This window comes from Microvirga sp. TS319, assembly GCF_041276405.1.
Classification (GTDB): domain Bacteria; phylum Pseudomonadota; class Alphaproteobacteria; order Rhizobiales; family Beijerinckiaceae; genus Microvirga.
Genome location: NZ_JBGGGT010000002.1, coordinates 1,208,459 through 1,229,894 on the forward strand (window position 1 = coordinate 1,208,459; position 21,436 = coordinate 1,229,894).

A 21,436-nucleotide genomic window follows, 5' to 3' on the forward strand; every position below is an offset into this window, starting at 1 on the left:
AAAGAATGGTTCTGCACGGCTAGCGCATCGTGCGAACCCAGCGCGCCGCGCGAGCAAAAAGTGGACCCGGTTTTCACGGGCGTGGCCCTTCGGGTCCGCATCGCAACGATGCGCTGTTCTATCGTGGGAGCATCGAATTCGTTTCCAAAAATGGATTCCACTTTTGGGTCCGATGCTCCAGGGGCCTCTTTTCTCGTGCAGAGCGCTCATCTTTTCGCCACCCTGCCGTATCAAAGTCGAGTCTAGGGCGTTGAGAGGGGCAGCGTGTCTTGAACATGACCTGAGGGCTGGGGCGGAGGTCGTCATGCTTCGTCGTTTCTGGTGCACTGCTGTGTGCCTTGTTCTCATAGGCGGTTTCCTCGATGGACCGCCGGCTCTTGCCGAACCCCAACTCGACGTGGCTCTCGTGCTTGCCGTTGACATATCCTCTTCCATGGAGGCGGAAGAGCAGGGTCTTCAGCGCGTCGGTTTTGCCGAAGCATTCCGCTCTTCTCTCGTTCACGATGCGATCCAGAACGGCGCCGCAGGCCGGATCGCAGTCACCTATGTCGAATGGTCGGGCGCCAAGGATCAAACGGTGATCGTGCCCTGGACTGTCATTGACGGGCCGGACAAAGCGAAAGCCTTCGCCGATAGCCTCACCAGCAAACCCATCCGGCAGGCCGGCATGACATCGATTTCCGGTGCCATCGATTTCAGCCGTACCCTTTTCGGCGATGTCGGCAGGATCGCCGCGCGCCGCGTGATCGACATTTCCGGCGACGGTCCCAACAATGACGGACGCAAGGTCATCCTTGCGCGGGACGAGGCGGTTACGGAGGGCATCGTGATCAATGGTCTGCCGATCATGTTCCGCCGGAGCCAGAACAGTCCGGAGATGGACGGCCTCGATGTCTATTATCGGGATTGTGTCGTCGGCGGTGTCGGCGCCTTCGTGATCCCGCTCCACGACCCCGAGCAGTTCGCCATGATCATTCGAAATAAGATCATGCGGGAGATCGCAGGAATCGAGGATCGGCAGCCAAAAGTCATCCCGACACAATCACGCATGAATTGCGTCACAGGTGAGAAGAAGGCCGACGATGACCTCAGCCTACAGAAAGATCCATAGGATTAACTCGCGTCGTTCGGTTCGTTGGGGGCTATTTCGGAACTGCGTGCTGCTCGCGAGAAGCAGCATCGGATCTGTCCCGAAAAAATAGGCCTCTTCGACATTCGAGAGCATCGGACGTGACATCGAACCCACATCCGCTGCTCCCTTCCTGGAAAGAGCGCATCGTTCTTGCGAAAAACCGGATCCACTGTTCCGCACGACGCGCTAGCGCGGCCCGCCGGGTCCGCAGGATGCGCTAGCGCATGAGGCCCGCGGCCTTCAGGGCTTTCGTAATCACTCCGGTAACGTCGGAAACGGGCGAGGGGGCGGGCTTGTCATGCTCAGGTGCACCCTTGGCCAGTTCGGGTGTCCGTTGTCGGGCACCGGATTCCTGGGCGGGCAGCGGTTGTCGCTTTGCGACGGCATGCGTCGTGAGGCCCCAGAATTTCGCGATGTGGTAGCTCGACGAGATACCGGCTTCGAGAAGGAATGGACCCGCAACGCCATATTGGTTCTCAGCGGTGCCGGTCGCGATCGGCGTACCGTGGGCCATACCACCGATGATGTACTCCTCGATCACATCCTCGCCGGCGGCATTCGTCCAGACGCGGCGCGGATAGCCGTCCACCGTCTCGTTCCGGCTCGGAGAGACCGACAGGCTATGGACATCTGTCCATTGCTTGATGATCTCGTCAGCGTTCACCGGCTTCACGGTGGCATCGGCGCTGCCGTGCCAGACGGACACTTTCGGCCAGGGCCCCTGATGGGGCGATGCATGGCGCACCAGGTCGCCCCATTCCTCGGCGGGGCGCGTCTGCCCCTGGAACATGCATTCGAATGCTTCCGGGACGCTCGCGGCGCATCGATAGGGCAGGCCGGCAATGATGGCTCCGCCCGCGAAGACCTCCGGGTAGGTTGCCAGCATGGCGGCCGTCATGGCGCCACCGGCCGAGAGACCCGTCACGAAAATGCGATCGCGATCGACGCCGTGGTCGTGAACGGCGCGCTCGACCATCTGGCGGATCGAGGCGACCTCACCCTGCTCACGCTCGGTATCTCCCGGCTGAAACCAGTTGAAGCAGCGTTTGGGGTTGTTCGCCTCCTGCTGCTCGGGAAGGAGCACGACGAAGCCGTAATGCTCGGCCAGGACCGACCAGCCGGAGCCGTGATCGTAGCCTGCCGCATTCTGAGTGCAGCCGTGCAGAACCACGACGAGGGCCGGAGAAGGCGCGAGCTCCGGTGGCGCATAGGTGAACATGCGCAGGTTGCCCGGATTGGTGCCGAAATTCTGCACTTCGGTGAGGCGGCTGAGCACCCCGGATGAAGGCTCGAGCGACGCTGCGCTCGTTGCTGCGGCCTTCATCAACCCGTCCCACTGGTGGCGGTAACGGGCCAACTGACGGATCATGCTTCCCAGACGCTGCATCGAGCTTGTCCTTCAAGACACTGATCGAAGGATAACGCCAGATGGAAGTCTGTGTTGCAATGCAAAAAAGTGAATATTGCTTTGCAGCAGCATTCCGCAGATGTCTGAAGAGCAAGATGCAGGGCGAGTTCGCATCAATTGAGGGCGTATGAGGGGGCATCTCCCATGAGGGCGGCCCTGGCGGCGAGCAGCAGCGCCTCGCCGAGCTCGCGGGCATGCTCGGCCGTCATCGCCACCGGCAGCTGCCGGCGCACGCCGCTCTCGTATTCCTCCGGCGTGGCCGCCATCTCGATCACCATCATCGCATCGTGCCCGTCGAGCGTGCCGACCGAGAAGGAGGTGAGGGCTCCGATCAGATCCATGTCCGGCTTCATTGTTCTTATCCCTCTGGCTGGTGGTGTTTGCCCCTACGGCATGACCAACAATCTACCCCCTCCAACACACCCTGTCTGCTCTCCGCCTGGAGAGTGGATACTGTTACCGTGCTGGCTGGCCCGACGTTTCCAGCCTGACGCTTCATGGATGGTGCGCTCGGCCGCCACAAAAAGATCAGGCCGGAACACGAGAGCGTTCCGGCCTGCCTGGGATCTAACGCATCGTGCGAAAAGTAGACCCGGTCTTTAGCCGGAAGCGATGCGCTGTTCTATCGTGTGAGCATCGGAAGGAATCCCAAAAGAGCAAATCCACTTCCCGCGTCCGAGGCTCTAGCGGCGCTTATCCGCGTCGCGTTTCTTGTCCTTCGGGCGAGGGGAGGTTTGCGCCTCCTTTTTACCACGGAACGGCTTGGAGTCCGGAGAGCGTTTCCCCTCCCGCGGGCCTTTACGCTCCGAGAATTCGCCCTTGCTCCTAGGCCCTTTGGGCTTTGGTCCACCCGACTTGGGGCTGTCCCAGGACTTGCTCTGCGGAGCATCGGCGGACTCGATCCGGATATCTTCGTCATTCGCCTTGCGCACGGCTGCGGCGAATTTCGGCGCATGAGATTGGGCGATCTGGAATTTCGTTTCCCGGTCGAAGATCTTGATCGATCCGATTTCCTTCTTGGTCACATGGCCAAGGCGGCAGATGATCGGCAAAAGCCAGCGCGGATCGGCATTGTTGCGGCGCCCGACGCTCATGCGGAACCACACCATGTCCTCCGACGAGCCATAGGCGTTGTCGTCCGACTCTCCGCGGCGACTTCTCTCCCCACGCTCGCCGTGAGACCGCTCGTCCTGCCGCTCGCGCTTGTCCTTGCGCTGCCGCGGCCCGCGATCTTCGCCAGGATCGAAAACCTCTTCGGGCGCGGGCAGTCTCGCGCGATGGAAACGCGCCAGAGCTTTGGCAAGCTCTTCCGCCGACTTGGATGCAAGAAGAGCGTCCGCCATGGCGAGATCCTCGTCCGTGGTCTCTTCGGAGAACATCGGATCCTGCATCAAACGGTCGCGGTCGAGCTTGCGGATCTCGTCGGCGGAAGGCGGTCCGGCCCAGGAAGCGTCGATCCCTGCCTGATCGATCAGGCGTTCGGCTTTGCGGCGGCGCGTATAGGGCACGAGCATGACGCACACGCCCTTGCGCCCGGCACGGCCGGTGCGGCCGCTGCGATGCAGGAGCGTTTCGTGGTCGTTCGGCAGGTCAACATGGATGACGAGCCCGAGATCCGGCAGGTCGATGCCCCGCGCGGCCACGTCGGTGGCGACGCAGACCCGGGCGCGCCCGTCGCGAAGCGCCTGCAGGGCGTGGCTGCGCTCGCTCTGGCTGAGTTCGCCGGAGAGTGCGACTGCGGCAAAACCGCGCTCGACCAGGCTCGCATGGAGGTGACGCACCGCCTCGCGCGTATGGCAGAAGACCATCGCGCCACGGCTTTCGTAGAAGCGCAGCACGTTCACGGTGGCGATCTCGGTCTCGTTCGGTGCGCAACGGATAGCGCGGTATTCGATGTCCCCGTGGGACTCGTTCTCGACCAGGGTGTCGATGCGGTGCGCGTCGCGCTGATAGCGTCGCGCGAGCGCCACGATGTTCCTGGGCAGAGTCGCGGAAAACAGCAGCGTGCGGCGATCCTCGGGCGTGGCATCGAGAATGAATTCCAGGTCCTCTCGGAAACCCAGGTCCAGCATCTCGTCGGCCTCGTCGAGCACGACGACCTTCATCTTGGATGTATCGAGGCGTCCGCGTTCGAGGTGGTCACGCAGGCGTCCGGGCGTGCCGACGACGATATGACAGCCGTCCTCCAGCGCGCGCTGTTCCCGGCGCACATCCATTCCGCCGACGCAGGAAACGACCCGCGCGCCGGCTGGGCCATAGAGCCAAATCAGCTCACGATTGACCTGGAGCGCGAGCTCCCGGGTCGGGGCGATGATCAGTGCCAGGGGCTCGCGAGGCGCCCCGAAGCGCTCCGCAGCACCCAGCAGGGTCGAAGCCATGGCCAAGCCATAGGCCACGGTCTTGCCCGATCCGGTCTGGGCGGAGACGAGGAGGTCGCGATCGAGGGCTTCCGCTTCGAGAACGGCGGCCTGGACGGGAGTGGGGTCGTTGTATCCTCGATCGGCAAGAGCGCGCTCGAGGCTTGGATTGGTCTTGGGAAAAGGCATGAGTTTAGGGCTGAACCGGTTTGAGAGAGCTTTCCAAGCTCCGATGAGGATGATCAGCCGGAGGCGGTACCGTCGTCTATTTCGTCGATCGACACCAGGAAAACGACATCGATGTTGATGTCACCAGAGTCTTCGTCGTTTTCGACCTCGTCCTCATCCTCGTCGTCCAGAACCTCATAAAACGCATCGATTTCGTCTTCGGATGCGGGTCTGGTTGTCAAGGCAGCTGAGCCGTCCCAAAGGAATCGGCCCTCGCTCTTAAACGACTTCAGGTCATCTTTAAAGCTCTCACTCAAAAAGAGCTCCTGAGCCTGCTCCTGATCGGCATTGGTCACTGCAACCGCTTTGCCGGCAATTTCCAGGGTAACCATGGCATGTCCTTCATCGCTTAAGCTGGGGCTCCTAGGCTAACGCGCATCCGGGCGATTCGATCATCGCGGCCAAGCTCGCGAGCCCTACAATGTGTAGCGCAGGGCCTCGCTGGCGGCCCTTAGCGCCGGCAGGAAGCGTTCTTCCATCTCGGAGGCGGGCACGCGCGCGGCCTGAGCGCTGATGTTGAGGGCGATGGATGCCTGTCCGTCCTTCTGCACGAGCGGCACGGCAATGGAGCGGAGGCCAAGCTCCAGTTCCTCGTTGATGATGGCATAGCCCTGCTGGCGGACGGCATCCAGCACGGAGCGGAACTCATTCCTGTCGGTCACGGTCCTCGGCGTGCGCGCCTCCAAGCGTACGCGCCGTAGGTAGGCTTCGACGGTTTCGGGCGGCTGATAGGCCAGGATGGCCCGACCAAGAGAGGTGCAATAGGCGGGCAGCCGGCTTCCGACGCCCAGGCCGATGGACATGATCCGGCGGGTGGCCGAGCGGGCGATATAGACGATGTCGTCGCCGTCCAGTACCGCCGCGGAACTTGATTCACCTGTCTCCTCGGAGGCCCGTTCGAGGAAAGGCTGAAGGCGGGTGGGAATCGCCGTGGAGGAGAGATAGGCATAGCCGAGCCTGAGGATCCGTGGGCTCAATGAAAAGTAGCGCCCATCGAAATCCGCATAATGGAGACGCGTCAGGGTTCGCAGATAACGACGGGCGGCCGCGCGGGTAATGCCGGTGATCTTGGCGACGTCGGACAGGGTCAGCCGTGGGCGGCTGGCATCGAAGGCTTCGATGACCAGGAGGCCCTTTTCGAGACTCGCGACGAAATCGCGATCCTCGCGCTCCGGATTGTCCGTCTCCTGCGTCTGCATTCTCATGTCCAAAAGAGAGGGGTTCGACTCATGGAGCCTTGACACCCGGGGTGTGAATCGTCCTTGATGTGCGGAATGGTAATCAATGTTCGCAATGCGTACAAGTTTGATTTGCCTGGAGTAGGAGCCCGGGATCCGTTGAACGAGATTGACTGGCTCGCGGGGAGGGAGACGAGGATGACAGCAGGCAAGAGATTACTGGGCGTGGCCGTCGGCGCGTTGCTGATGGGCTGCGTCTCCGCTTACGCCGACACCATCAAGGTCGGCATCATCGGCCCGTTCTCGGGACCGTTCGCCCTGCAGGGCAAGAACTTCCAGGCAGGCGTGGAAGCCTATATGGCGCTGAACGGAAAGTCCGTGAAGGGCCATGACATCGAGGTCATCTATCGCGACCTTCCGGCCGCCAATCCCGCTCAGTCCCGCGCCTTGGCGCAGGAGCTCGTGGTGAAGGAGAAGGTGCAGTATCTGGGCGGGGTCTACTTCACGCCGGACGCCATGGCGATCACGCCGCTGCTGGCGCAGGCCAACACGCCGCTCGTCATCTTCAACGCGGCCACCTCCGCGATCATGAACACGTCGCCGCTCGTGGTCCGCACGTCGTTCACGACAGCCCAGACGACGCACCCCCTCGGTAAGATTGCCTACGACGAGGGTGTGAAGAAGGCCATTACCGTGGTGAGCGATTACGGGCCCGGCGTCGACGCCGAAAACGCGTTCAAGAAGGCGTTCGAGGCGGCAGGCGGCCAAGTGGTCGAGGCCATCCGCATGCCGATGAACACCACCGATTTCAGCCCGATCATGCAGCGCGTGCGCGATTCCGGCGCCACGGGCCTCTTCGCTTTCCTGCCCTCCGGCCCTCCTACGCTGGGCTTCGTGAAGGCCTTCAACGAGACGGGCCTGAAGACGGCCGGAATCAAGTTCTACGCGCCCGGCGATCTGACGCAGGAATCCGACCTGCCGGCTCTCGGTTCCGCGGCCGAAGGACTGAAGACGAGCTTCCACTATTCGGTGGCCCATGACAGCCCGGAGAACAAGGCCTTCGTCGAGGCCGCGGTCAAGGCCATCGGCTCGGCGGACCAGCTCTCCTTCCCGGCGGCCGGCGCCTATGACGGCATGCATGTCATCTACAAGATGATCGAGGCCACCGACGGCAAGCAGGATGCGAAGAAGGCGGTCGAGGCCGTCAAGGGCCTGTCCTGGACGAGCCCGCGCGGACCGGTGCGCATCGAGCCCGAGACTCGCCACATCACGCAGAACATCTATCTGCGCGAGGTCGCGAAGGCAGCCGACGGAAAATACGTCAACAAGGAGATCCAGACCTTCCCGGATCAGAAGGATCCTGGTCTCGCCACCCAGTAAGGCAAACCGACGAAAGGCGGGCGCGGCCCCAGTGGGGCCGCGCCCGCCAACTTACTCCCTCCGACGACATGCGAGCGAGCGGACGCTTTTCATGCAGACTATCCTCAGCATTGCCATCGACGCTCTGGCGTTCGGCATGGTGCTGTTCATCATCTGCATCGGCCTGTCTCTCACGATGGGCCTGATGCGGGTCGTGAATCTCGCTCATGGCGCCTTCGCGATGATCGCGGGCTATATCGCTTCCTATGCGGCGCGCGATCTCGGGCTGGGCTATGCGGCTGCGGTCCTTCTGGCGATCGCCGGCACGATCGTCATCTCGATTCCGCTCGAGCGCTTTCTCTATCGCCGGATCTATGGCCGCTCCGAGCTGACTCAGGTGCTGATGACCATCGGCATCACATTCTGCGTGATCGGAATCACCAACTATTTCTTCGGTCCGACCCTGAAGACAATTCCGCTGCCTCGGCTTCTGAGCGGGCCGGTCGATGTAGGCTTCCGCACCATCGCGGCGCACCGGCTCTTCGTGATCGCCTGTGGCGCGGCTGTGGCGGGAGGGCTGTGGTATCTGATCGAGCGGACGAGCTTCGGGATCAAGCTCAGGGCGACGGTCGACAATGCGGCCATGAGCGATGCGCTCGGCGTGCGCACCCAGGTGGTCTATGCCGTCAGCTTCGCCATCGCCGTCGGTCTTGCCGCATTCGGAGGGGTGGTCGGCGCCGAGTTTCTGCCCATCGAACCCTATTATGCCCTGCGCTACATGGTGACCTTCCTCGTGGTCGTCTCGGTCGGCGGGGCGGGCTCCATTCCCGGCGCTCTCATCGCCTGTCTCGTCCTCGGGCTGGTGGATACGACCGGCCGCTATCTGATGCCCGATTTCGGCAATTTCTTCTTCTATGCTGCCGTGATCCTCATCGTTTGCCTCTTCCCGCGCGGCTTCCTCGGGAGGGCACAGTAAAGTGCAGGTCATGGCTCAGGCAGGAACGGCATCGGCAACATCCCGGGCGAAGGGCCCCCGGTGGCGGGACGTCATCGGAATTGCCTTGATCGCCGCCTTCGGCGCGATGGGCTACTGGCTGTTTCCTGACAATCTCGCCCTGCTCACCCGTATCGTCGCGGTTGCCCTGCTGGTGCTGTCGATCGATCTGATCGTCGGCTATTGTGGTGTCGCCACCCTGGGACAGGCCGCCCTGTTCGGCGCGGGGGCCTATGCCGCCGGCATCGCCTGCGTGAACGGGGTGACGGAGCCGCTGACCCTGATCGCCATCGGGGCTGCCGGGGGTGCCGCGGCGGGCCTCCTCATGGGCGCTGTCATGCTCCGGGCGCACGGGTTGGGCCAGCTGGTTCTTTCCATCGCCATCGTGCAGCTCTTCCATGAGGTGGCGAACAAGGCCTCCGCCTATACGGGCGGCAGCGATGGCCTGGCGGGCCTGATGGTCAGCCCGCTCTTCGGAGTTTTCGAATTCGATCTGTGGGGGCGCACGGCCTACCTGATGGGGCTTGCCCTTCTTCTGCTCGTCTTCGTCGTGCTCAAGTTCGTCGTGTCCTCGCCCTTCGGAATGTTGTGCCGGGGCATCAAGCAGGATCCGGTGCGCATCCGCGCCATGGGCTCCTTCGTATTTCCGGTCCTCCTGAAGATGTTCCTGATCTCAGGAGCGGTCGCCGGGATGGGAGGCGCCCTGGCGGCCATCTCCACCCAGGTCGTCGGCCTCGACAGCGTGAGTTTCGAACTCTCCGCCAATGCCCTCGTCATGCTGGTGATCGGTGGGCTCGGCACGCTCTACGGCGCCTTGATCGGCACCGTGATCTTCATGGGCTTCGAGCACGTGGTCTCCGCCTTCAACCCGTTCCACTGGATGACGATCGTCGGCGCATTGTTGATCGCCGTGGTGCTGGCGGCGCCGGGAGGCTTGAGCAGCCTGACCGAAAAAATCGCCTCGGTGAGGGGAGGCCGGGCATGAGCGCTCTCTTCCGTGTCGAGGGCCTGTCCAAATCCTTTGGCGGCCTCGCTGTCAGTCGCAACATCTCCCTGTCGATGCCGGCCGGTGAGCGCCTTGCTCTGATCGGTCCCAATGGGGCCGGCAAGACCACCTTCGTCAATCTCGTGACGGGTCAGGTCAAGCCCGATGCCGGACGCGTCCTGCTGAACGGCGAAGATATCACGCAGCTCGGCGCCGTGCGGCGCGTGCGCAAAGGTCTGGTGCGGACCTTCCAGGTCACCCGCCTCTTCTCCGAACTGACGCCGGAGGAGCATGTCACTCTCACCGTGCTGCAGCGGGAGGGAAGGGCCACGCGGATCTTCAGCCGTTTCCGCGGAAATTCCGGCGTCGCGGACGAGGTCGACGGCATTCTCAAGACGCTCGGCCTGACCGAAGTCGCGCGCCGCAAGGTCGGACAGATCGCCTACGGACAACAGCGCCTCCTGGAGATTGCCATCGCGCTGGCGCTCAAGCCGAAGGTGCTCCTGCTCGACGAGCCCGCCGCCGGTGTGCCTTCCGCCGATACTCCGCGCATCGAGCAGGCCCTCGAGCGTCTTCCATCGAGCCTCGCCGTGCTCATGATCGAGCACGACATGGACCTCGTGTTCCGCTTCGCCAGACGTGTCGTGGTCCTGGCTGCGGGCGAGATCATCTTCGAAGGTCTGCCGTCGGAGGTGGCGGCCGATCCGAAAGTGCGCGAAGCCTATCTGGGGAACTATGCCAATGCCCGCAGCGTCGCTTGACGTCAAAGGCCTGAGTGCGGGCTACGGCCCGACCTTGGTGCTGGAGGACGTGTCCTTCTTCGTACCGGCCGGGGCGCGCCTGTCCATTCTCGGCCGCAATGGCATGGGAAAGACCACGTTGCTCTCATCCCTCATGGGCATGAACCGGCGCTACGGCGGCGAGATCCTGATTGACGGCAGAAATCTGGCGTCCCTGAAGAGCTCGGAGCGCGCCCGGCAGGGCGTCGGGCTCGTGCCGCAGACGCGCGACATCTTCCGTTCGCTCACCGTGGAGGAAAACCTGATCGTCGGGATCAAGGATCGCCCACGGCAGGTCATCCAGGAGGCCTACGACATGTTCCCGCGCCTCTACGAGCGCCGGAGCAATCTCGGCTGGCAATTGTCCGGTGGAGAGCAGCAGATGCTCTCCACGGCCCGCACCATTCTCGGGAAGCCCTCGGTGCTTCTTCTCGACGAGCCGCTCGAAGGCCTGGCTCCGGTGATCTGTGAGGAGCTGATGGCGGCCTTCACGCGCTTGGCGTCGAGCGGCGAGATGACGATCCTGCTCGTGGAGCAGCGCCTGGAGAGCGCCCTCGACTTCGCCGAGGCCGTCCTGATCTTGGAGCGGGGGCGCATCGTCTGGCAGGGCACGAGCGAGGCTCTGCGGGCGGACCATGGCCTCGTCGAACACTATATCGGCGTCGGCTCGCTGCATTGAGGTAAGGTATGGCATTCATCCGCGCTAACGGCATCGTTCTCCATCATCACGTCACCGGAAGGACCGATGCGCCGGCGCTCGTCTTCAGCAATTCGCTGGGCAGCGACTTTCGCATCTGGCAGGCGGTCGCGCCGGCTTTCGCAGACCGGTTCCGCGTCCTGCTCTACGACAAGCGGGGCCATGGCCTTTCGGATGCGCCGCCCGCCCCCTACACGATGGACGATCACACGGACGACCTCCTTGCACTGCTCGATCATCTTGAGATCCAGAGCGCCGCTCTCGTCGGATTGTCGGTCGGCGGCATGATCGCCCAACGTGCGGCCGTGCGGGCTCCCGGACGCGTCAGGGCACTGGTTCTCTGTTGCACGGCCGCGAAGATCGGCGCGCCGGAACTCTGGGCGGAGCGGATCTCCGCCGTGGAGAAGGGCGGCATCGAACCGATCGCCGACAACGTTCTGCAGCGCTGGTTCACGTCAGATTTCCGCAAAACGCGCCCAGATGTGGTTGCCGGCTGGCGCAACATGCTCGTGCGCATCCCGGCTCACGGCTATGCCGGGACCTGTGCCGCCATCCGCGACGCGGACCTGACGGCGGATGCGGGAAGGATCGACGCTCCGACGCTGTGCATCGCCGGCGATCAGGACGGCTCGACGCCCGCCGACGTGGTGCGCAACACGGCGAGCCTCATTCCCGGCGCGCGCTTCGCGCTGATCGAGGGCTGCGGGCATATCCCATGCATCGAAAAGCCCGCGGCGCTCACGCAACTGATCCAGAACCATCTTCAGGAGGCCGGCCTTGTCTGACAAAACGGGAAGCGAACGTTACAGGGCGGGCATGGCGGTCCGCCGCCAGGTTCTCGGCGATGCGCATGTGGACCGGGCCAGCGCGCAGATGACCGACTTCGACGCCGATTTCCAGACCTTCATCACCGAAGGCGCCTGGGGCTCCGTGTGGACGCGCCCGCAGTTTTCCAAGCGCGAGCGATCCATCGTCACCATCGCGCTGCTCGCGGCGCTCGGACACGATGAGGAGGTCGCCATGCACGTGCGCGCGACGCGCAATACGGGCGCGACAAAGGACGACATTCGCGAGGCTCTCTTCCATGTGGCGGTCTATGCGGGCGTGCCCGCCGCCAATCACGCCTTCAAGGTGGTGAAGAAGGCCTACGAGGAAATGGAACAGGCGTGAAAACACACACCACGTTCGGCTTCATCAGGGAGGGCAGCCATGTCGGATGAAGGATCATTCTATCAACGGGACAGGAACTGGCATCCGCCGGCCTTCTCGCCTCAATACAAGACGACGGTTCTCCGCTCTCCGCAATATCCGCTTCTGTCGCTCGAGGGCACCGTCTCCGAAATGACAGGACCCGTGTTCGGGCATGGCAAACTCGGGGCGCTCGACAACGACCTGATCCGCAACTATGCCAAGACCGGCGATCCGATCGGCCAGCGCATCATCGTCTATGGCCGCGTGCTCGACGAGAACGGGCGCCCGGTGCCTGGCGCGCTTCTGGAGTTCTGGCAGGCCAACGCGGGCGGGCGATACAGGCATCGCAAGGAGAGCTATCTCGCGGCGCTCGATCCGAATTTCGGAGGATGCGGACGCGCGATCACGGATGACGAGGGGCGCTACTGGTTCCGGACCATCAAGCCCGGCGCTTATCCCTGGCCGAACGGCGTGAACGACTGGCGGCCGGCACATATCCACTTCTCGATCTTCGGCCACGCCTTCGCACAGCGTCTGATCACCCAGATGTATTTCGAGGGCGATCCGATGATCTGGCAATGCCCCATCGTCTCGACGATCCCGGATCGAGCGGCGGTGGAGCAACTGATCGCCGCTCTCGACCGGGAGAACACGCTCCCGATGGATGCGTTGGCCTACAAGTTCGACATCGTCCTGCGCGGCCGCCGCTCCACGATGTTCGAGAACCGCATGGAGGGGAACTGATGGTTCAGAAGCTGGGACGATTGAAGGAATCCCCTTCCCAGACGGCAGGACCCTACGTTCATATCGGCGCCACGCCGAATTGGGTCGAAATCACGGGCGTGTGGAAGGAGGATCTCGGCCTCGTCCTCGTCGGGCCCGAAACGAAGGGAGAGCGCGTCGTCGTGAAGGGCCGCGTCTTCGACGGCAGCGGAACGCCGCTGAAGGATGCGCTCATCGAGATCTGGCAGGCGGATGCCGAGGGGCTCTACAACAGCCTCCAGGAAAGGCGCGGTCAGGCAGACCCGCATTTTGCCGGCTGGGGCCGCCAGCCGACCGACGGCGCGACCGGCGAGTTCAAGTTCGAGACGATCAAGCCCGGACGGGTGCCCTACAAAGACGGCCGCCCGATGGCGCCGCATATCACGTTCTGGATTGTGGCGCGCGGCATCAATGTCGGCCTGCACACCCGCATGTATTTCGGGGACGAGGAGACCGCGAACGCCGAATGCCCGGTGCTGGCCCGCATCGAGCATAAGGTCCGCGTCCAGACCCTCATTGCATCGCGCAGCGAGGAGAACGGCATCCCCACCTACACCTTCGACATCCATCTCCAGGGTGAGAAGGAAACCGTCTTCTTCGATATCTGACAGGGATCAGCATGGCCCAGTTTCAAAGCCTTCAGGAGGCTGTCAGGGACAACCTCCGCGACGGGGACACCGTCGCGTTCGAGGGGTTCACCCATCTCATTCCACATGCGGCGGCCCACGAGGCGATACGCCAGGGACGCAGGGATCTGACGCTGATCCGCATGACGCCCGATATCATCTACGACCAGATGATCGGCATGGGACTCGCGAAGAAGGTCGTCTTCTCCTATGCGGGCAATCCCGGTGTCGGGCTGCTGCGCCGGATGCGCGATGCGATCGAGAACGGCTGGCCGCGCTCCATCGAGACGGTGGAGCATAGCCATGCCGCCATGGCCAATGCCTACGAGGCCGGGGCCGCAGGTTTGCCCTGCGCAGTCTTCCGCGGCTATCGCGGTGCCGGCCTGAAGGATGTCAATCCTGAGATCCGCAGCGTCACGTGCCCGTTCACCGGCGAGGAGCTGGCGGCCGTTCCCGCGCACCGGCCGGACGTCGCGTTCATCCATGCGCAAAAGGCGAGCAGGCGCGGGGACGTGCTGGTCGAAGGCATCATCGGCGTGCAGAAGGAGGCGGTCCTCGCGTCCAAGCGCGCCGTGGTGACGGTCGAGGAGATCGTCGATGATTTCGATGACCTTCACCCGAATCTCTGTGTCCTGCCCCATTGGACGATTACCTCCGTGGCTCATGTGCCGGGTGGCGCGCATCCCTCCTACACCCACGGCTACTACGAGCGCGACAACGCCGCCTATCTCGAATGGGACAAGGTCTCGGCGGATCGCGATCTGTTCATGCAGTGGATGAAGACGAACGTTCTCGAGAAGGCTCCGGACGTCTTCGCAGAGCGCGTGAAAGGGCTGTGACCATGGCGAGCATCACCGACTTTACTCCCAACGAGATGATGACGATCGCGGCGTCGCGCGCGCTCTCCAACGACGACGTGTGCTTCGTCGGAATCGGCGCGCCGTCGGCAGCCTGCAACGTGGCGCGCCTCACCCATGCGCCGGACATCACCCTGATCTATGAAAGCGGCACCATCGGCACCGCGCCGGATGTTCTGCCGCTTTCGATCGGCGACGGGGAACTCTGCGAGACGGCGCTCACCACCGTCTCGGTGCCCGAGATGTTCCGCTACTGGCTGCAGGGCGGCCGCATTTCCATCGGGTTCCTGGGCGCCGCCCAGCTCGACCGCTTCGGCAACATCAACACGACCGTTATCGGCGACTACAACAAGCCCAAGGTCCGTTTGCCCGGCGGAGGCGGCGCGCCTGAGATCGCGACCTCCTGCAGGCAGGTCTTCATCACCATGAAGCAGGCAACGCGCGGCATGGTGGAAAAGATCGATTTCTACACCTCCTTCGGCCATGGCGAGGGCGGCGATCACCGCCGACGCCTCGGCATCGCCACGCAGGGACCGACGCTCCTGATCACCGACCTCGCGCTCTGGAAGCCGGATCCGGAGACGAAGGAGTTCACCGTGGTGTCTCTGCATCCGGGCGTGACGCGAAGTCAGGTGCAGGATACCTGCGGCTGGACGGTGCGCTTCGCCGAACGCGTCGAGGAGACGCCGCCGCCGACCGAACTCGAATTGACCACTCTCCGCGAACTCCAGGCGAGAACCGAGCGCGCCCATGGCGGCAAGAAGGGATCCTGACGATGCGGGAAGCGTATATCTGCGCCTACGTGCGCACACCGATCGGACGTTTTGGCGGAGCCCTGTCGAGCGTGCGCGCCGATGATCTCGCGGCGGTCCCGCTCAAGGCGCTCATGGAACGCTGCGGCAAGGTCGATTTCGAAGCCGTCGATGACGTGATCTATGGCTGCGCCAACCAGGCCGGTGAGGACAACCGCAACGTGGCGCGCATGGCCCTGCTGCTGGCGGGACTGCCCGGCTCCGTCCCGGGCACCACCATCAACCGTCTCTGCGGCTCGGGCATGGACGCCGTCATCGCGGCGGCGCGCGCCATCAAGGCTGGCGAGGCGGAGCTGATGATCGCGGGCGGTGTCGAATCCATGTCGCGAGCTCCCTTCGTCATGCCGAAGGCGGAGACGGCTTTCTCCCGCAACGCCGAGATCTACGACACCACCATCGGCTGGCGCTTCGTCAATCCCCTGATGAAGGGCCAATACGGCGTGGATTCCATGCCCGAGACCGGCGAGAACGTGGCGGAGGATTATCGCGTCTCCCGCGCCGATCAGGATGCCTTCGCCCTCGGCTCCCAGCGGAAGGCCGCTGCCGCGCAAGCGAGCGGGCGCCTGGCTCGTGAGATCGTCCCCGTATCGATCCCCAGGCGCAAGGGCGAGCCGGTCGTGGTGGAGAGCGACGAGCATCCGCGCGACACCACCCTCGAGCAGCTCGCCAGGCTGCCAACGCCGTTCCGCAAGGATGGGACGGTGACGGCGGGCAATGCGTCCGGCGTGAACGACGGCGCGGCGGCGCTCATCGTCGCGTCGGAGGAGGCGATGCACAAATACGGCCTGGAGCCCATCGCGCGCGTGCTTGGTGGTGCCGCCGCGGGCGTTCCTCCTCGCATCATGGGCATCGGTCCGGTGCCCGCAACGCGCAAGCTCTGCGCGCGTCTCGGATTACAGCCTTCCGACTTCGACGTGGTGGAATTGAATGAGGCGTTCGCCAGTCAGGGTATCGCGGTTCTGCGCGAACTCGGGATCCCTGTGGATGCTCCGCATGTCAACCCGAATGGCGGCGCGATCGCACTCGGCCATCCCCTCGGCATGTCGGGGGCACGGATCGCCGGGACGGCGGCCCTGGAGCTGAAGCTCACGGGCAAGAAACGCGCGCTCGCCACCATGTGCGTCGGTGTCGGACAGGGCATCGCCATCGCTCTCGAAGCCGTATGACGGGTGAGGAACAGGGTCATGTGCGGACATTCCCATTCCATGCTGAAGGTTCTCGTCGGCGACGAGGCGGTCGGAGCCTTCTTTTCCGACGAGGCCGAGCTTTCCGCCCTGCTGGAGGTTGAGACCGCACTGGCCGCAGCGCAGGCTAAGGTCGGGCTGATCGAGCAGGAGGCCGCGCAGAGAATCGCCGAGGCTTGTCGCAGCTTTCGTCCCGACTGGGACGGGCTGGCCCGAGGTCTTGCGCAGGATGGGGTGATCGTTCCCGCCCTCGTCAAGCAGCTGCGGGCAGCGGTCGGAAAGCCGCACGACAAGGCCGTTCATCTTGGCGCGACGAGCCAGGACGTCATCGACACGGCTCTCGTGCTTCGTCTGAAAGGCATCATCGGGATCCTCGAAGAGCGCATGGCCGCCCTGATCTCGGCCCTGCGCGATCTGCGCGCCCGGGATGGCGCAGTGAGGCTGATCGCTCATACGCGCATGCAGCAGGCGTTGCCCTTTACCGGGGCCGACAAGATCGACACCTGGCTGCAGCCCCTGGAGCGCCATGCAGAGAACCTGAAGGGTCTTGCACCGCGCCTTCTGGTAGTGCAGCTGGGCGGGCCCATCGGAACGCGCCACGAATTGAAAGGCCGCGGAGATGCGGTGGCCGACGCAACGGCGGAGGTCCTGGGGCTCGGCTACGGGCCGTCCTGGCATTCTCAGCGCGATCGCATCGGCGAGTTCGCCGCCTTTCTCTCGCTTCTGTCCGGCACGCTCGGCAAGATCGGGCAGGATGTGGCTCTGATGGCGCAGAACGAGGTGGGTGAAGTGCGCCTCGCAGCGGGCGGCGGGTCCTCCGCCATGCCGCACAAGTCCAATCCTGTTCAGGCGGAGGTGCTGGTCACGCTCGCCCGCTTCAATGCGGGTCTGCTCGGCACGCTGCATCAGGCCCTCGTGCACGAGAATGAGCGCTCGGGAGCGGCATGGACCCTGGAATGGCTCGTATTGCCTCAGATGATGGAGTCGACGGCGGCGGGGTTGAGCAAGGCGCAGGCGCTCGTGACGGGCATGCGTCTCTTGCCGTCCTCGGCGGTCGAAAACTAGCGCATCGTGCGAAAAAGTGGCCCCGGTTTTTCGCCAGAATGATGCGCTCTTTCCAAGAAGAGAGCATCGAACGGGCGACGGATCGTTCCGCGGGAGGGACGCGTGCAAGGCGGCCGATAAGAGCGAACGATAATAGGCGCTGCAAGGGGATGTGGCGCAGGAGGAAACGAGTATGCGCACCAAGGTTGCGATCGTCGGCGCAGGTCCTGCGGGGCTGCTGCTCGGACAGCTCCTGCACAAGCAGGGGATCGAGACCGTCATCATCGAGCGTCGCAGTCGCGATTACGTGCTGGGTCGAATCCGGGCGGGCGTGCTCGAGCAGGGAACCGTCGAGCTTCTCGAAAAGGCTGGCGTCAGCGAGCGCATGCACGCGGAGGGGCTGGTGCATGACGGCGTGGAATTCTGCTTCGACGGCGACAAGCACCGCTTCGACTTCCGTAAGCTCATCGGCCGCACGGTGACGGTCTATGGGCAGACGGAAGTCACCCGCGATCTCATGCAGGCGCGTGACGCTTCCGGGGACATCTCCATCTATGAGGCCGATCACGTCTCGATTCATGATTTCGGCACGGACAAGCCCAAGGTGCGGTTCGCCAAGGACGGCGTCGAGCAGGAGATCGCCTGCGATTTCATCGCGGGATGTGACGGTTATCACGGTGTGTGCCGTGCCAGCGTGCCTGCCGGTGCTCTGACGACTTTCGAGCGCATCTATCCCTTCGGCTGGCTCGGAATCCTGGTCGACCGCCCACCGGTAGCGGACGAACTGATCTACGCCCATCACGAACGAGGCTTCGCCCTCTGCTCGATGCGTTCGCCCACCCGCAGCCGCTACTATGTCCAGGTTCCCTCGGGCGAGAGGGTGGAGGAATGGTCGGACGAACGCTTCTGGGACGAGTTGCGCCGACGCGTGGACGAGGAGACGGCGGACCGGCTGGTGACGGGTCCCTCCATCGAGAAGTCCATCGCGCCGCTGAGGAGCTTCGTCGCCGAGCCTCTGAGATTCGGCAGCTTGTTTCTGGCGGGTGACGCGGCCCATATCGTGCCGCCGACGGGAGCCAAGGGCCTGAATCTCGCCGCCAGCGACGTGGGAGCCCTCGCCGAGGCGCTGACGGAGTTCTATCATGAGCGCTCGTCCGCCGGCATCGACGGGTATTCGGCCCGCGTTCTCGCCCGGGTCTGGAAAGCGGAGCGGTTTTCCTGGTGGATGACCTCGATTCTCCATACTTTTCCGAAGACCGATACCTTCGGGCGGCGGATGCAGAGGACGGAGTTCGATTACCTCGTCGGTTCCGAGGCGGCCTCGAAGTCCTTGGCCGAGAATTATACCGGATTGCCTCTGTAGGTCTTCTCAGGTGTGAACAGTCTTTAAGACCAGTATGGACACTAGCCGACCAATATGAGACCAGTTAGGAGTGACCCTGACTGGCCCCGAACCCCGCTTCCGGTCCCTGTACCGGCAATCCGTGCCTGGCACCCGTATCAATGAGGACGGGCTGGGCCTGCTCGGCCATTGCGCCTGGATCATCGATGGCGCCACGGGGCTTTCGTCCGAGCAGCTGACGGATGGAGACAGCGACGCCGCGTGGCTCGCGCAAAGGATTCATGAAGCCCTCGAGAGGTTGGCGGGCGAGGGGGGACCTTGGGATGATCTCCTCCGTCAGGTGGAGGCCGAGATCCGCCTGACCTTCGAGACTGCCACCGCGCATCGTTCGGGCCACCACATCCACCATACGCCTTCGGCCTGCCTTGGCCTCGTTCGGGCTCGCGGGTCCGGCCCCGGATCCTTGCGGGTCGAAGGCCTCTTTCTCGGCGACGTGGTGGCTCTGGTTCCTGTGGAGCAGGACGTTGTCCGCTGGACCGACGAGCGGGCAAAGCCCTTCGAGAGAAAGACCCTTGCGGCACTCGAAGCCGGGGGGCACGCACCGGGCCGGATGTCGGAGGCGGTGCGGCGTCAGATTCAGGATAATCGCACCAGGCTCAACCGGCCGGACGGCTACTGGGTGGTCAACCCGTCCCGTCCCTGGGCCGGGCACGAGTTGCGGTTCGAGGCGCAGGTGAGGACAGGCCAGGCGATCGTCCTCGCGACGGACGGGTTCATGCGCCTCGTCGATGTTTTCAAAGCCTATACGGATCGCTCCCTCCATGCCGCGCTCGCAGAAGGCAGGGGAGACGATCTGATCGAGGAGTTGCGAGCGCTGGAACGCGACGACCTCCTGTCGGGGGCGTATCCGCGTGTCAAAACGCACGACGATGCGACGGTGCTCGTGATCGCGGCCGAGACGAGGGGCTAGAGCATCGAACGCAAAAGTGGGAACCGGTTTCGCGTGAAAAGATGCTCGAAAACATAGACTGACTGCATCGGATGTGGGGTCGATTTCACGTCCGATGCTGGAGAGAGGATTCCGGAAGGCGGACCCAAGGGGATGCCTTCCGGTGGGAGGACTAAGGACTTCAACGATGAGGGAACCTGCAATGAAACTGACCCGACGCATTCTGATGGGCGCTGCCGCCGGCAGCCTCTTTTTGTCATCCGGCGCCGCTATGGCCCAGCAGACCGAGCTGACCTTCTGGAGCTGGCGCCAGGAAGACAAGGCGTTCTATCAGGACGCCATCAAGAAGTTCCAGGCGAAGGAGCCGAACATCTCGGTCAAGTTCGAGACCTATGCGCCCGAGAACTATCAGACCATTCTCTCCACGGCGCTGGCCGCCGGACGGGGCCCGGACGTGATCCAGGTTCGCGCCTACGGCAACCTGGAAACCATCGCGACGCCCGGATATCTGGTCGCCCTCGACAAGCAGACCGTGCCGGAGCTCGCCAACTTCCCCGAGGCGGCTCTCGCGGCCGAGACGCTGCGCTCCGACGGCAAGGTCTATGCAGTGCCCTTCGCCATGCAGGCCCAGCTCGTCGTCTACAATAAGAAGCTCTTCCAGAATGCCGGCGTGAACCCGCCGAAGACATGGGACGAGCTGATGGCCCTGTGCCAGGCACTGAAGGCCAAGAACGTCACGCCGTTCGCCAACGGCACCGCCACGGCCTGGCAGAACGAAACCATCGTCGGAGGCCTCCTGTCGTCGATGCTCGGCAAGCCGTTCGAGGAGGACATCGTCTCGGGCAAGGCGAACTTCACCGATCCGCGCTTCGTCGACGCCCTCGCCAAGCTGAAGGACGTCAGCCAGTACTTCTCGCCGAACTTCACCGGAGTGGATTACCCGTCGTCGCAGCAGCTCTTCGTGGCGGGCCGCGCGGCCATGTTCGCGGGCGGCTCCTATGAGGTCGCGAACTTCAAGAACCAGAATCCGACCCTCGATCTCGGCGTGTTCCCGGCGCCCGTCCTGAAGGCGGGCGATCAGGCTCTCATCGCGACTTATTATGATGGCGGCTACGCCGTGAACGCGAAGAGCGAGAAGAAGGAGGCGGCCCTGAAATTCATCCGCTATCTCGCCACGCCCGAATACGGCACGGCCTTCACCAATACGCTGAAGAACCTGTCGCCGATCAAGGGAATTAAGATCGAAGACCCGATCACGCAGGAGGTGGCGGGGCTTGCAGAGAATTCCATGTCCTACCTGATGCTCGTGCGCTTCCGCTACCAGGAGCCGAGCGGATCGGTGCTGCTGCAGTCGAACGTCCAGAAGATGCTCGCCGGACAGCAGACGCCCGAGCAGGCGGCAGCCGAGATCAACAAGGGCATCGCGACCTATTACAAGCCGTTCCAGAAGTAAGCTTCCAATTCTTGTCATCCCCGGACCCCATGGGTCCGGGGATCCACGTCTTCAGCCTGCGCTGGGCTCCCAAGTCATGGATGGCCGGGACTGATCCCC

General features: G+C 63.6%; 22 protein-coding genes. 17 read left to right on the forward strand and 5 right to left on the reverse strand.

Annotation, left to right across the window (positions count from 1 at the left end):
• Positions 1-304: 304 nt before the first annotated feature.
• Entirely contained in the window at positions 305-1,111 is an 807-nt protein-coding gene (locus AB8841_RS15260; protein WP_370436680.1) for a DUF1194 domain-containing protein, read from the forward strand.
• A gap of 238 nt (positions 1,112-1,349) precedes the next feature.
• Here AB8841_RS15260 and AB8841_RS15265 read toward each other — a convergent pair whose 3' ends face one another.
• The 5 genes from AB8841_RS15265 to AB8841_RS15285 all read right to left on the reverse strand — a co-directional run bounded on the left by AB8841_RS15265 (position 1,350) and on the right by AB8841_RS15285 (position 6,324).
• Positions 1,350-2,519 (reverse strand): PHB depolymerase family esterase, encoded by a 1,170-nt coding sequence (locus AB8841_RS15265; protein WP_370436681.1) that lies wholly within the window; start codon positions 2,517-2,519, stop codon positions 1,350-1,352.
• Between the two features lie 134 nt (positions 2,520-2,653).
• On the reverse strand, positions 2,654-2,893 hold the full coding sequence (locus tag AB8841_RS15270; RefSeq protein ID WP_370436679.1) for a hypothetical protein: 240 nt from the start codon (positions 2,891-2,893) through the stop codon (positions 2,654-2,656).
• 330 nt (positions 2,894-3,223) lie between these two features.
• Positions 3,224-5,086, reverse strand: a complete 1,863-nt coding sequence (locus tag AB8841_RS15275; RefSeq protein WP_370436682.1) for a DEAD/DEAH box helicase — start codon at positions 5,084-5,086, stop codon at positions 3,224-3,226.
• A 53-nt stretch (positions 5,087-5,139) separates the two neighbouring features.
• Complete coding sequence (locus tag AB8841_RS15280) at positions 5,140-5,457, reverse strand: hypothetical protein (protein WP_370436683.1); 318 nt, start codon at positions 5,455-5,457, stop codon at positions 5,140-5,142.
• An 84-nt stretch (positions 5,458-5,541) separates the two neighbouring features.
• Positions 5,542-6,324, reverse strand: coding sequence for an IclR family transcriptional regulator C-terminal domain-containing protein (locus AB8841_RS15285; RefSeq protein ID WP_370436684.1), 783 nt, complete (start codon positions 6,322-6,324; stop codon positions 5,542-5,544).
• Positions 6,325-6,501: 177 nt separating this feature from the next.
• Between AB8841_RS15285 and AB8841_RS15290 the strand changes: the two genes are divergently transcribed.
• From AB8841_RS15290 to AB8841_RS15365, 16 genes are all read left to right on the forward strand, one after another.
• Positions 6,502-7,683, forward strand: a complete 1,182-nt coding sequence (locus AB8841_RS15290) for an ABC transporter substrate-binding protein (RefSeq protein WP_370436685.1) — start codon at positions 6,502-6,504, stop codon at positions 7,681-7,683.
• A gap of 91 nt (positions 7,684-7,774) precedes the next feature.
• Positions 7,775-8,638, forward strand: coding sequence for a branched-chain amino acid ABC transporter permease (locus tag AB8841_RS15295; protein WP_370436686.1), 864 nt, complete (start codon positions 7,775-7,777; stop codon positions 8,636-8,638).
• Positions 8,639-8,648: 10 nt separating this feature from the next.
• Positions 8,649-9,641 (forward strand): branched-chain amino acid ABC transporter permease, encoded by a 993-nt coding sequence (locus AB8841_RS15300; protein ID WP_370436687.1) that lies wholly within the window; start codon positions 8,649-8,651, stop codon positions 9,639-9,641.
• A complete protein-coding gene (locus AB8841_RS15305) occupies positions 9,638-10,402 on the forward strand; it encodes an ABC transporter ATP-binding protein (protein WP_370436688.1) in 765 nt (254 codons plus the stop codon). The genes AB8841_RS15300 and AB8841_RS15305 overlap by 4 nt, the downstream gene beginning before the upstream one ends.
• Positions 10,383-11,099: an ABC transporter ATP-binding protein gene (locus AB8841_RS15310; RefSeq protein WP_370436689.1), complete on the forward strand. Its 717-nt coding sequence runs from the start codon at positions 10,383-10,385 to the stop codon at positions 11,097-11,099. Before AB8841_RS15305 ends, AB8841_RS15310 begins: the two co-directional genes overlap by 20 nt.
• 8 nt (positions 11,100-11,107) lie before the next feature.
• Positions 11,108-11,902 carry a 3-oxoadipate enol-lactonase gene (gene pcaD / locus AB8841_RS15315; protein WP_370436690.1) on the forward strand — a complete coding sequence of 265 codons (795 nt, stop codon included), beginning with the start codon at positions 11,108-11,110 and terminating at the stop codon, positions 11,900-11,902.
• Between the two features lie 31 nt (positions 11,903-11,933).
• Entirely contained in the window at positions 11,934-12,287 is a 354-nt protein-coding gene (pcaC, locus tag AB8841_RS15320; RefSeq protein WP_370439277.1) for a 4-carboxymuconolactone decarboxylase, read from the forward strand.
• 39 nt (positions 12,288-12,326) lie between these two features.
• The gene (pcaH, locus tag AB8841_RS15325; RefSeq protein ID WP_370436691.1) at positions 12,327-13,052 is read left to right on the forward strand and encodes a protocatechuate 3,4-dioxygenase subunit beta; all 726 of its coding nucleotides are present in this window, start codon (positions 12,327-12,329) and stop codon (positions 13,050-13,052) included.
• Positions 13,052-13,678 carry a protocatechuate 3,4-dioxygenase subunit alpha gene (pcaG, locus tag AB8841_RS15330; protein ID WP_370436692.1) on the forward strand — a complete coding sequence of 209 codons (627 nt, stop codon included), beginning with the start codon at positions 13,052-13,054 and terminating at the stop codon, positions 13,676-13,678. The genes pcaH and pcaG overlap by 1 nt, the downstream gene beginning before the upstream one ends.
• A gap of 11 nt (positions 13,679-13,689) precedes the next feature.
• Complete coding sequence (locus AB8841_RS15335) at positions 13,690-14,535, forward strand: CoA transferase subunit A (protein WP_370436693.1); 846 nt, start codon at positions 13,690-13,692, stop codon at positions 14,533-14,535.
• Positions 14,536-14,537: 2 nt separating this feature from the next.
• Positions 14,538-15,326 carry a CoA-transferase subunit beta gene (locus AB8841_RS15340; protein WP_370436694.1) on the forward strand — a complete coding sequence of 263 codons (789 nt, stop codon included), beginning with the start codon at positions 14,538-14,540 and terminating at the stop codon, positions 15,324-15,326.
• Between the two features lie 2 nt (positions 15,327-15,328).
• Positions 15,329-16,531: a 3-oxoadipyl-CoA thiolase gene (pcaF, locus tag AB8841_RS15345; protein ID WP_370436695.1), complete on the forward strand. Its 1,203-nt coding sequence runs from the start codon at positions 15,329-15,331 to the stop codon at positions 16,529-16,531.
• A gap of 18 nt (positions 16,532-16,549) precedes the next feature.
• Complete coding sequence (locus tag AB8841_RS15350; protein ID WP_370436696.1) at positions 16,550-17,614, forward strand: 3-carboxy-cis,cis-muconate cycloisomerase; 1,065 nt, start codon at positions 16,550-16,552, stop codon at positions 17,612-17,614.
• Positions 17,615-17,786: 172 nt separating this feature from the next.
• The gene (pobA, locus tag AB8841_RS15355) at positions 17,787-18,956 is read left to right on the forward strand and encodes a 4-hydroxybenzoate 3-monooxygenase (protein WP_370436697.1); all 1,170 of its coding nucleotides are present in this window, start codon (positions 17,787-17,789) and stop codon (positions 18,954-18,956) included.
• A 70-nt stretch (positions 18,957-19,026) separates the two neighbouring features.
• Complete coding sequence (locus AB8841_RS15360) at positions 19,027-19,905, forward strand: protein phosphatase 2C domain-containing protein (protein ID WP_370436698.1); 879 nt, start codon at positions 19,027-19,029, stop codon at positions 19,903-19,905.
• A 181-nt stretch (positions 19,906-20,086) separates the two neighbouring features.
• Positions 20,087-21,337 (forward strand): extracellular solute-binding protein, encoded by a 1,251-nt coding sequence (locus AB8841_RS15365; protein WP_370436699.1) that lies wholly within the window; start codon positions 20,087-20,089, stop codon positions 21,335-21,337.
• Positions 21,338-21,436 lie beyond the last annotated feature (99 nt).

What these genes read in the sequence shown, in the direction of transcription:
- AB8841_RS15260 (WP_370436680.1), top strand. Translation starts at nt 305, where the DNA reads ATGCTTCGTCGTTTCTGGTGCACTGCTGTGTGCCTTGTTCTCATAGGC.
- AB8841_RS15265 (WP_370436681.1), bottom strand. Translation starts at nt 2,519, where the DNA reads ATGCAGCGTCTGGGAAGCATGATCCGTCAGTTGGCCCGTTACCGCCAC.
- AB8841_RS15270 (WP_370436679.1), bottom strand. Translation starts at nt 2,893, where the DNA reads ATGAAGCCGGACATGGATCTGATCGGAGCCCTCACCTCCTTCTCGGTC.
- AB8841_RS15275 (WP_370436682.1), bottom strand. Translation starts at nt 5,086, where the DNA reads ATGCCTTTTCCCAAGACCAATCCAAGCCTCGAGCGCGCTCTTGCCGAT.
- AB8841_RS15280 (WP_370436683.1), bottom strand. Translation starts at nt 5,457, where the DNA reads ATGGTTACCCTGGAAATTGCCGGCAAAGCGGTTGCAGTGACCAATGCC.
- AB8841_RS15285 (WP_370436684.1), bottom strand. Translation starts at nt 6,324, where the DNA reads ATGCAGACGCAGGAGACGGACAATCCGGAGCGCGAGGATCGCGATTTC.
- AB8841_RS15290 (WP_370436685.1), top strand. Translation starts at nt 6,502, where the DNA reads ATGACAGCAGGCAAGAGATTACTGGGCGTGGCCGTCGGCGCGTTGCTG.
- AB8841_RS15295 (WP_370436686.1), top strand. Translation starts at nt 7,775, where the DNA reads ATGCAGACTATCCTCAGCATTGCCATCGACGCTCTGGCGTTCGGCATG.
- AB8841_RS15300 (WP_370436687.1), top strand. Translation starts at nt 8,649, where the DNA reads ATGGCTCAGGCAGGAACGGCATCGGCAACATCCCGGGCGAAGGGCCCC.
- AB8841_RS15305 (WP_370436688.1), top strand. Translation starts at nt 9,638, where the DNA reads ATGAGCGCTCTCTTCCGTGTCGAGGGCCTGTCCAAATCCTTTGGCGGC.
- AB8841_RS15310 (WP_370436689.1), top strand. Translation starts at nt 10,383, where the DNA reads ATGCCCGCAGCGTCGCTTGACGTCAAAGGCCTGAGTGCGGGCTACGGC.
- pcaD (WP_370436690.1), top strand. Translation starts at nt 11,108, where the DNA reads ATGGCATTCATCCGCGCTAACGGCATCGTTCTCCATCATCACGTCACC.
- pcaC (WP_370439277.1), top strand. Translation starts at nt 11,934, where the DNA reads ATGGCGGTCCGCCGCCAGGTTCTCGGCGATGCGCATGTGGACCGGGCC.
- pcaH (WP_370436691.1), top strand. Translation starts at nt 12,327, where the DNA reads ATGTCGGATGAAGGATCATTCTATCAACGGGACAGGAACTGGCATCCG.
- pcaG (WP_370436692.1), top strand. Translation starts at nt 13,052, where the DNA reads ATGGTTCAGAAGCTGGGACGATTGAAGGAATCCCCTTCCCAGACGGCA.
- AB8841_RS15335 (WP_370436693.1), top strand. Translation starts at nt 13,690, where the DNA reads ATGGCCCAGTTTCAAAGCCTTCAGGAGGCTGTCAGGGACAACCTCCGC.
- AB8841_RS15340 (WP_370436694.1), top strand. Translation starts at nt 14,538, where the DNA reads ATGGCGAGCATCACCGACTTTACTCCCAACGAGATGATGACGATCGCG.
- pcaF (WP_370436695.1), top strand. Translation starts at nt 15,329, where the DNA reads ATGCGGGAAGCGTATATCTGCGCCTACGTGCGCACACCGATCGGACGT.
- AB8841_RS15350 (WP_370436696.1), top strand. Translation starts at nt 16,550, where the DNA reads ATGTGCGGACATTCCCATTCCATGCTGAAGGTTCTCGTCGGCGACGAG.
- pobA (WP_370436697.1), top strand. Translation starts at nt 17,787, where the DNA reads ATGCGCACCAAGGTTGCGATCGTCGGCGCAGGTCCTGCGGGGCTGCTG.
- AB8841_RS15365 (WP_370436699.1), top strand. Translation starts at nt 20,087, where the DNA reads ATGAAACTGACCCGACGCATTCTGATGGGCGCTGCCGCCGGCAGCCTC.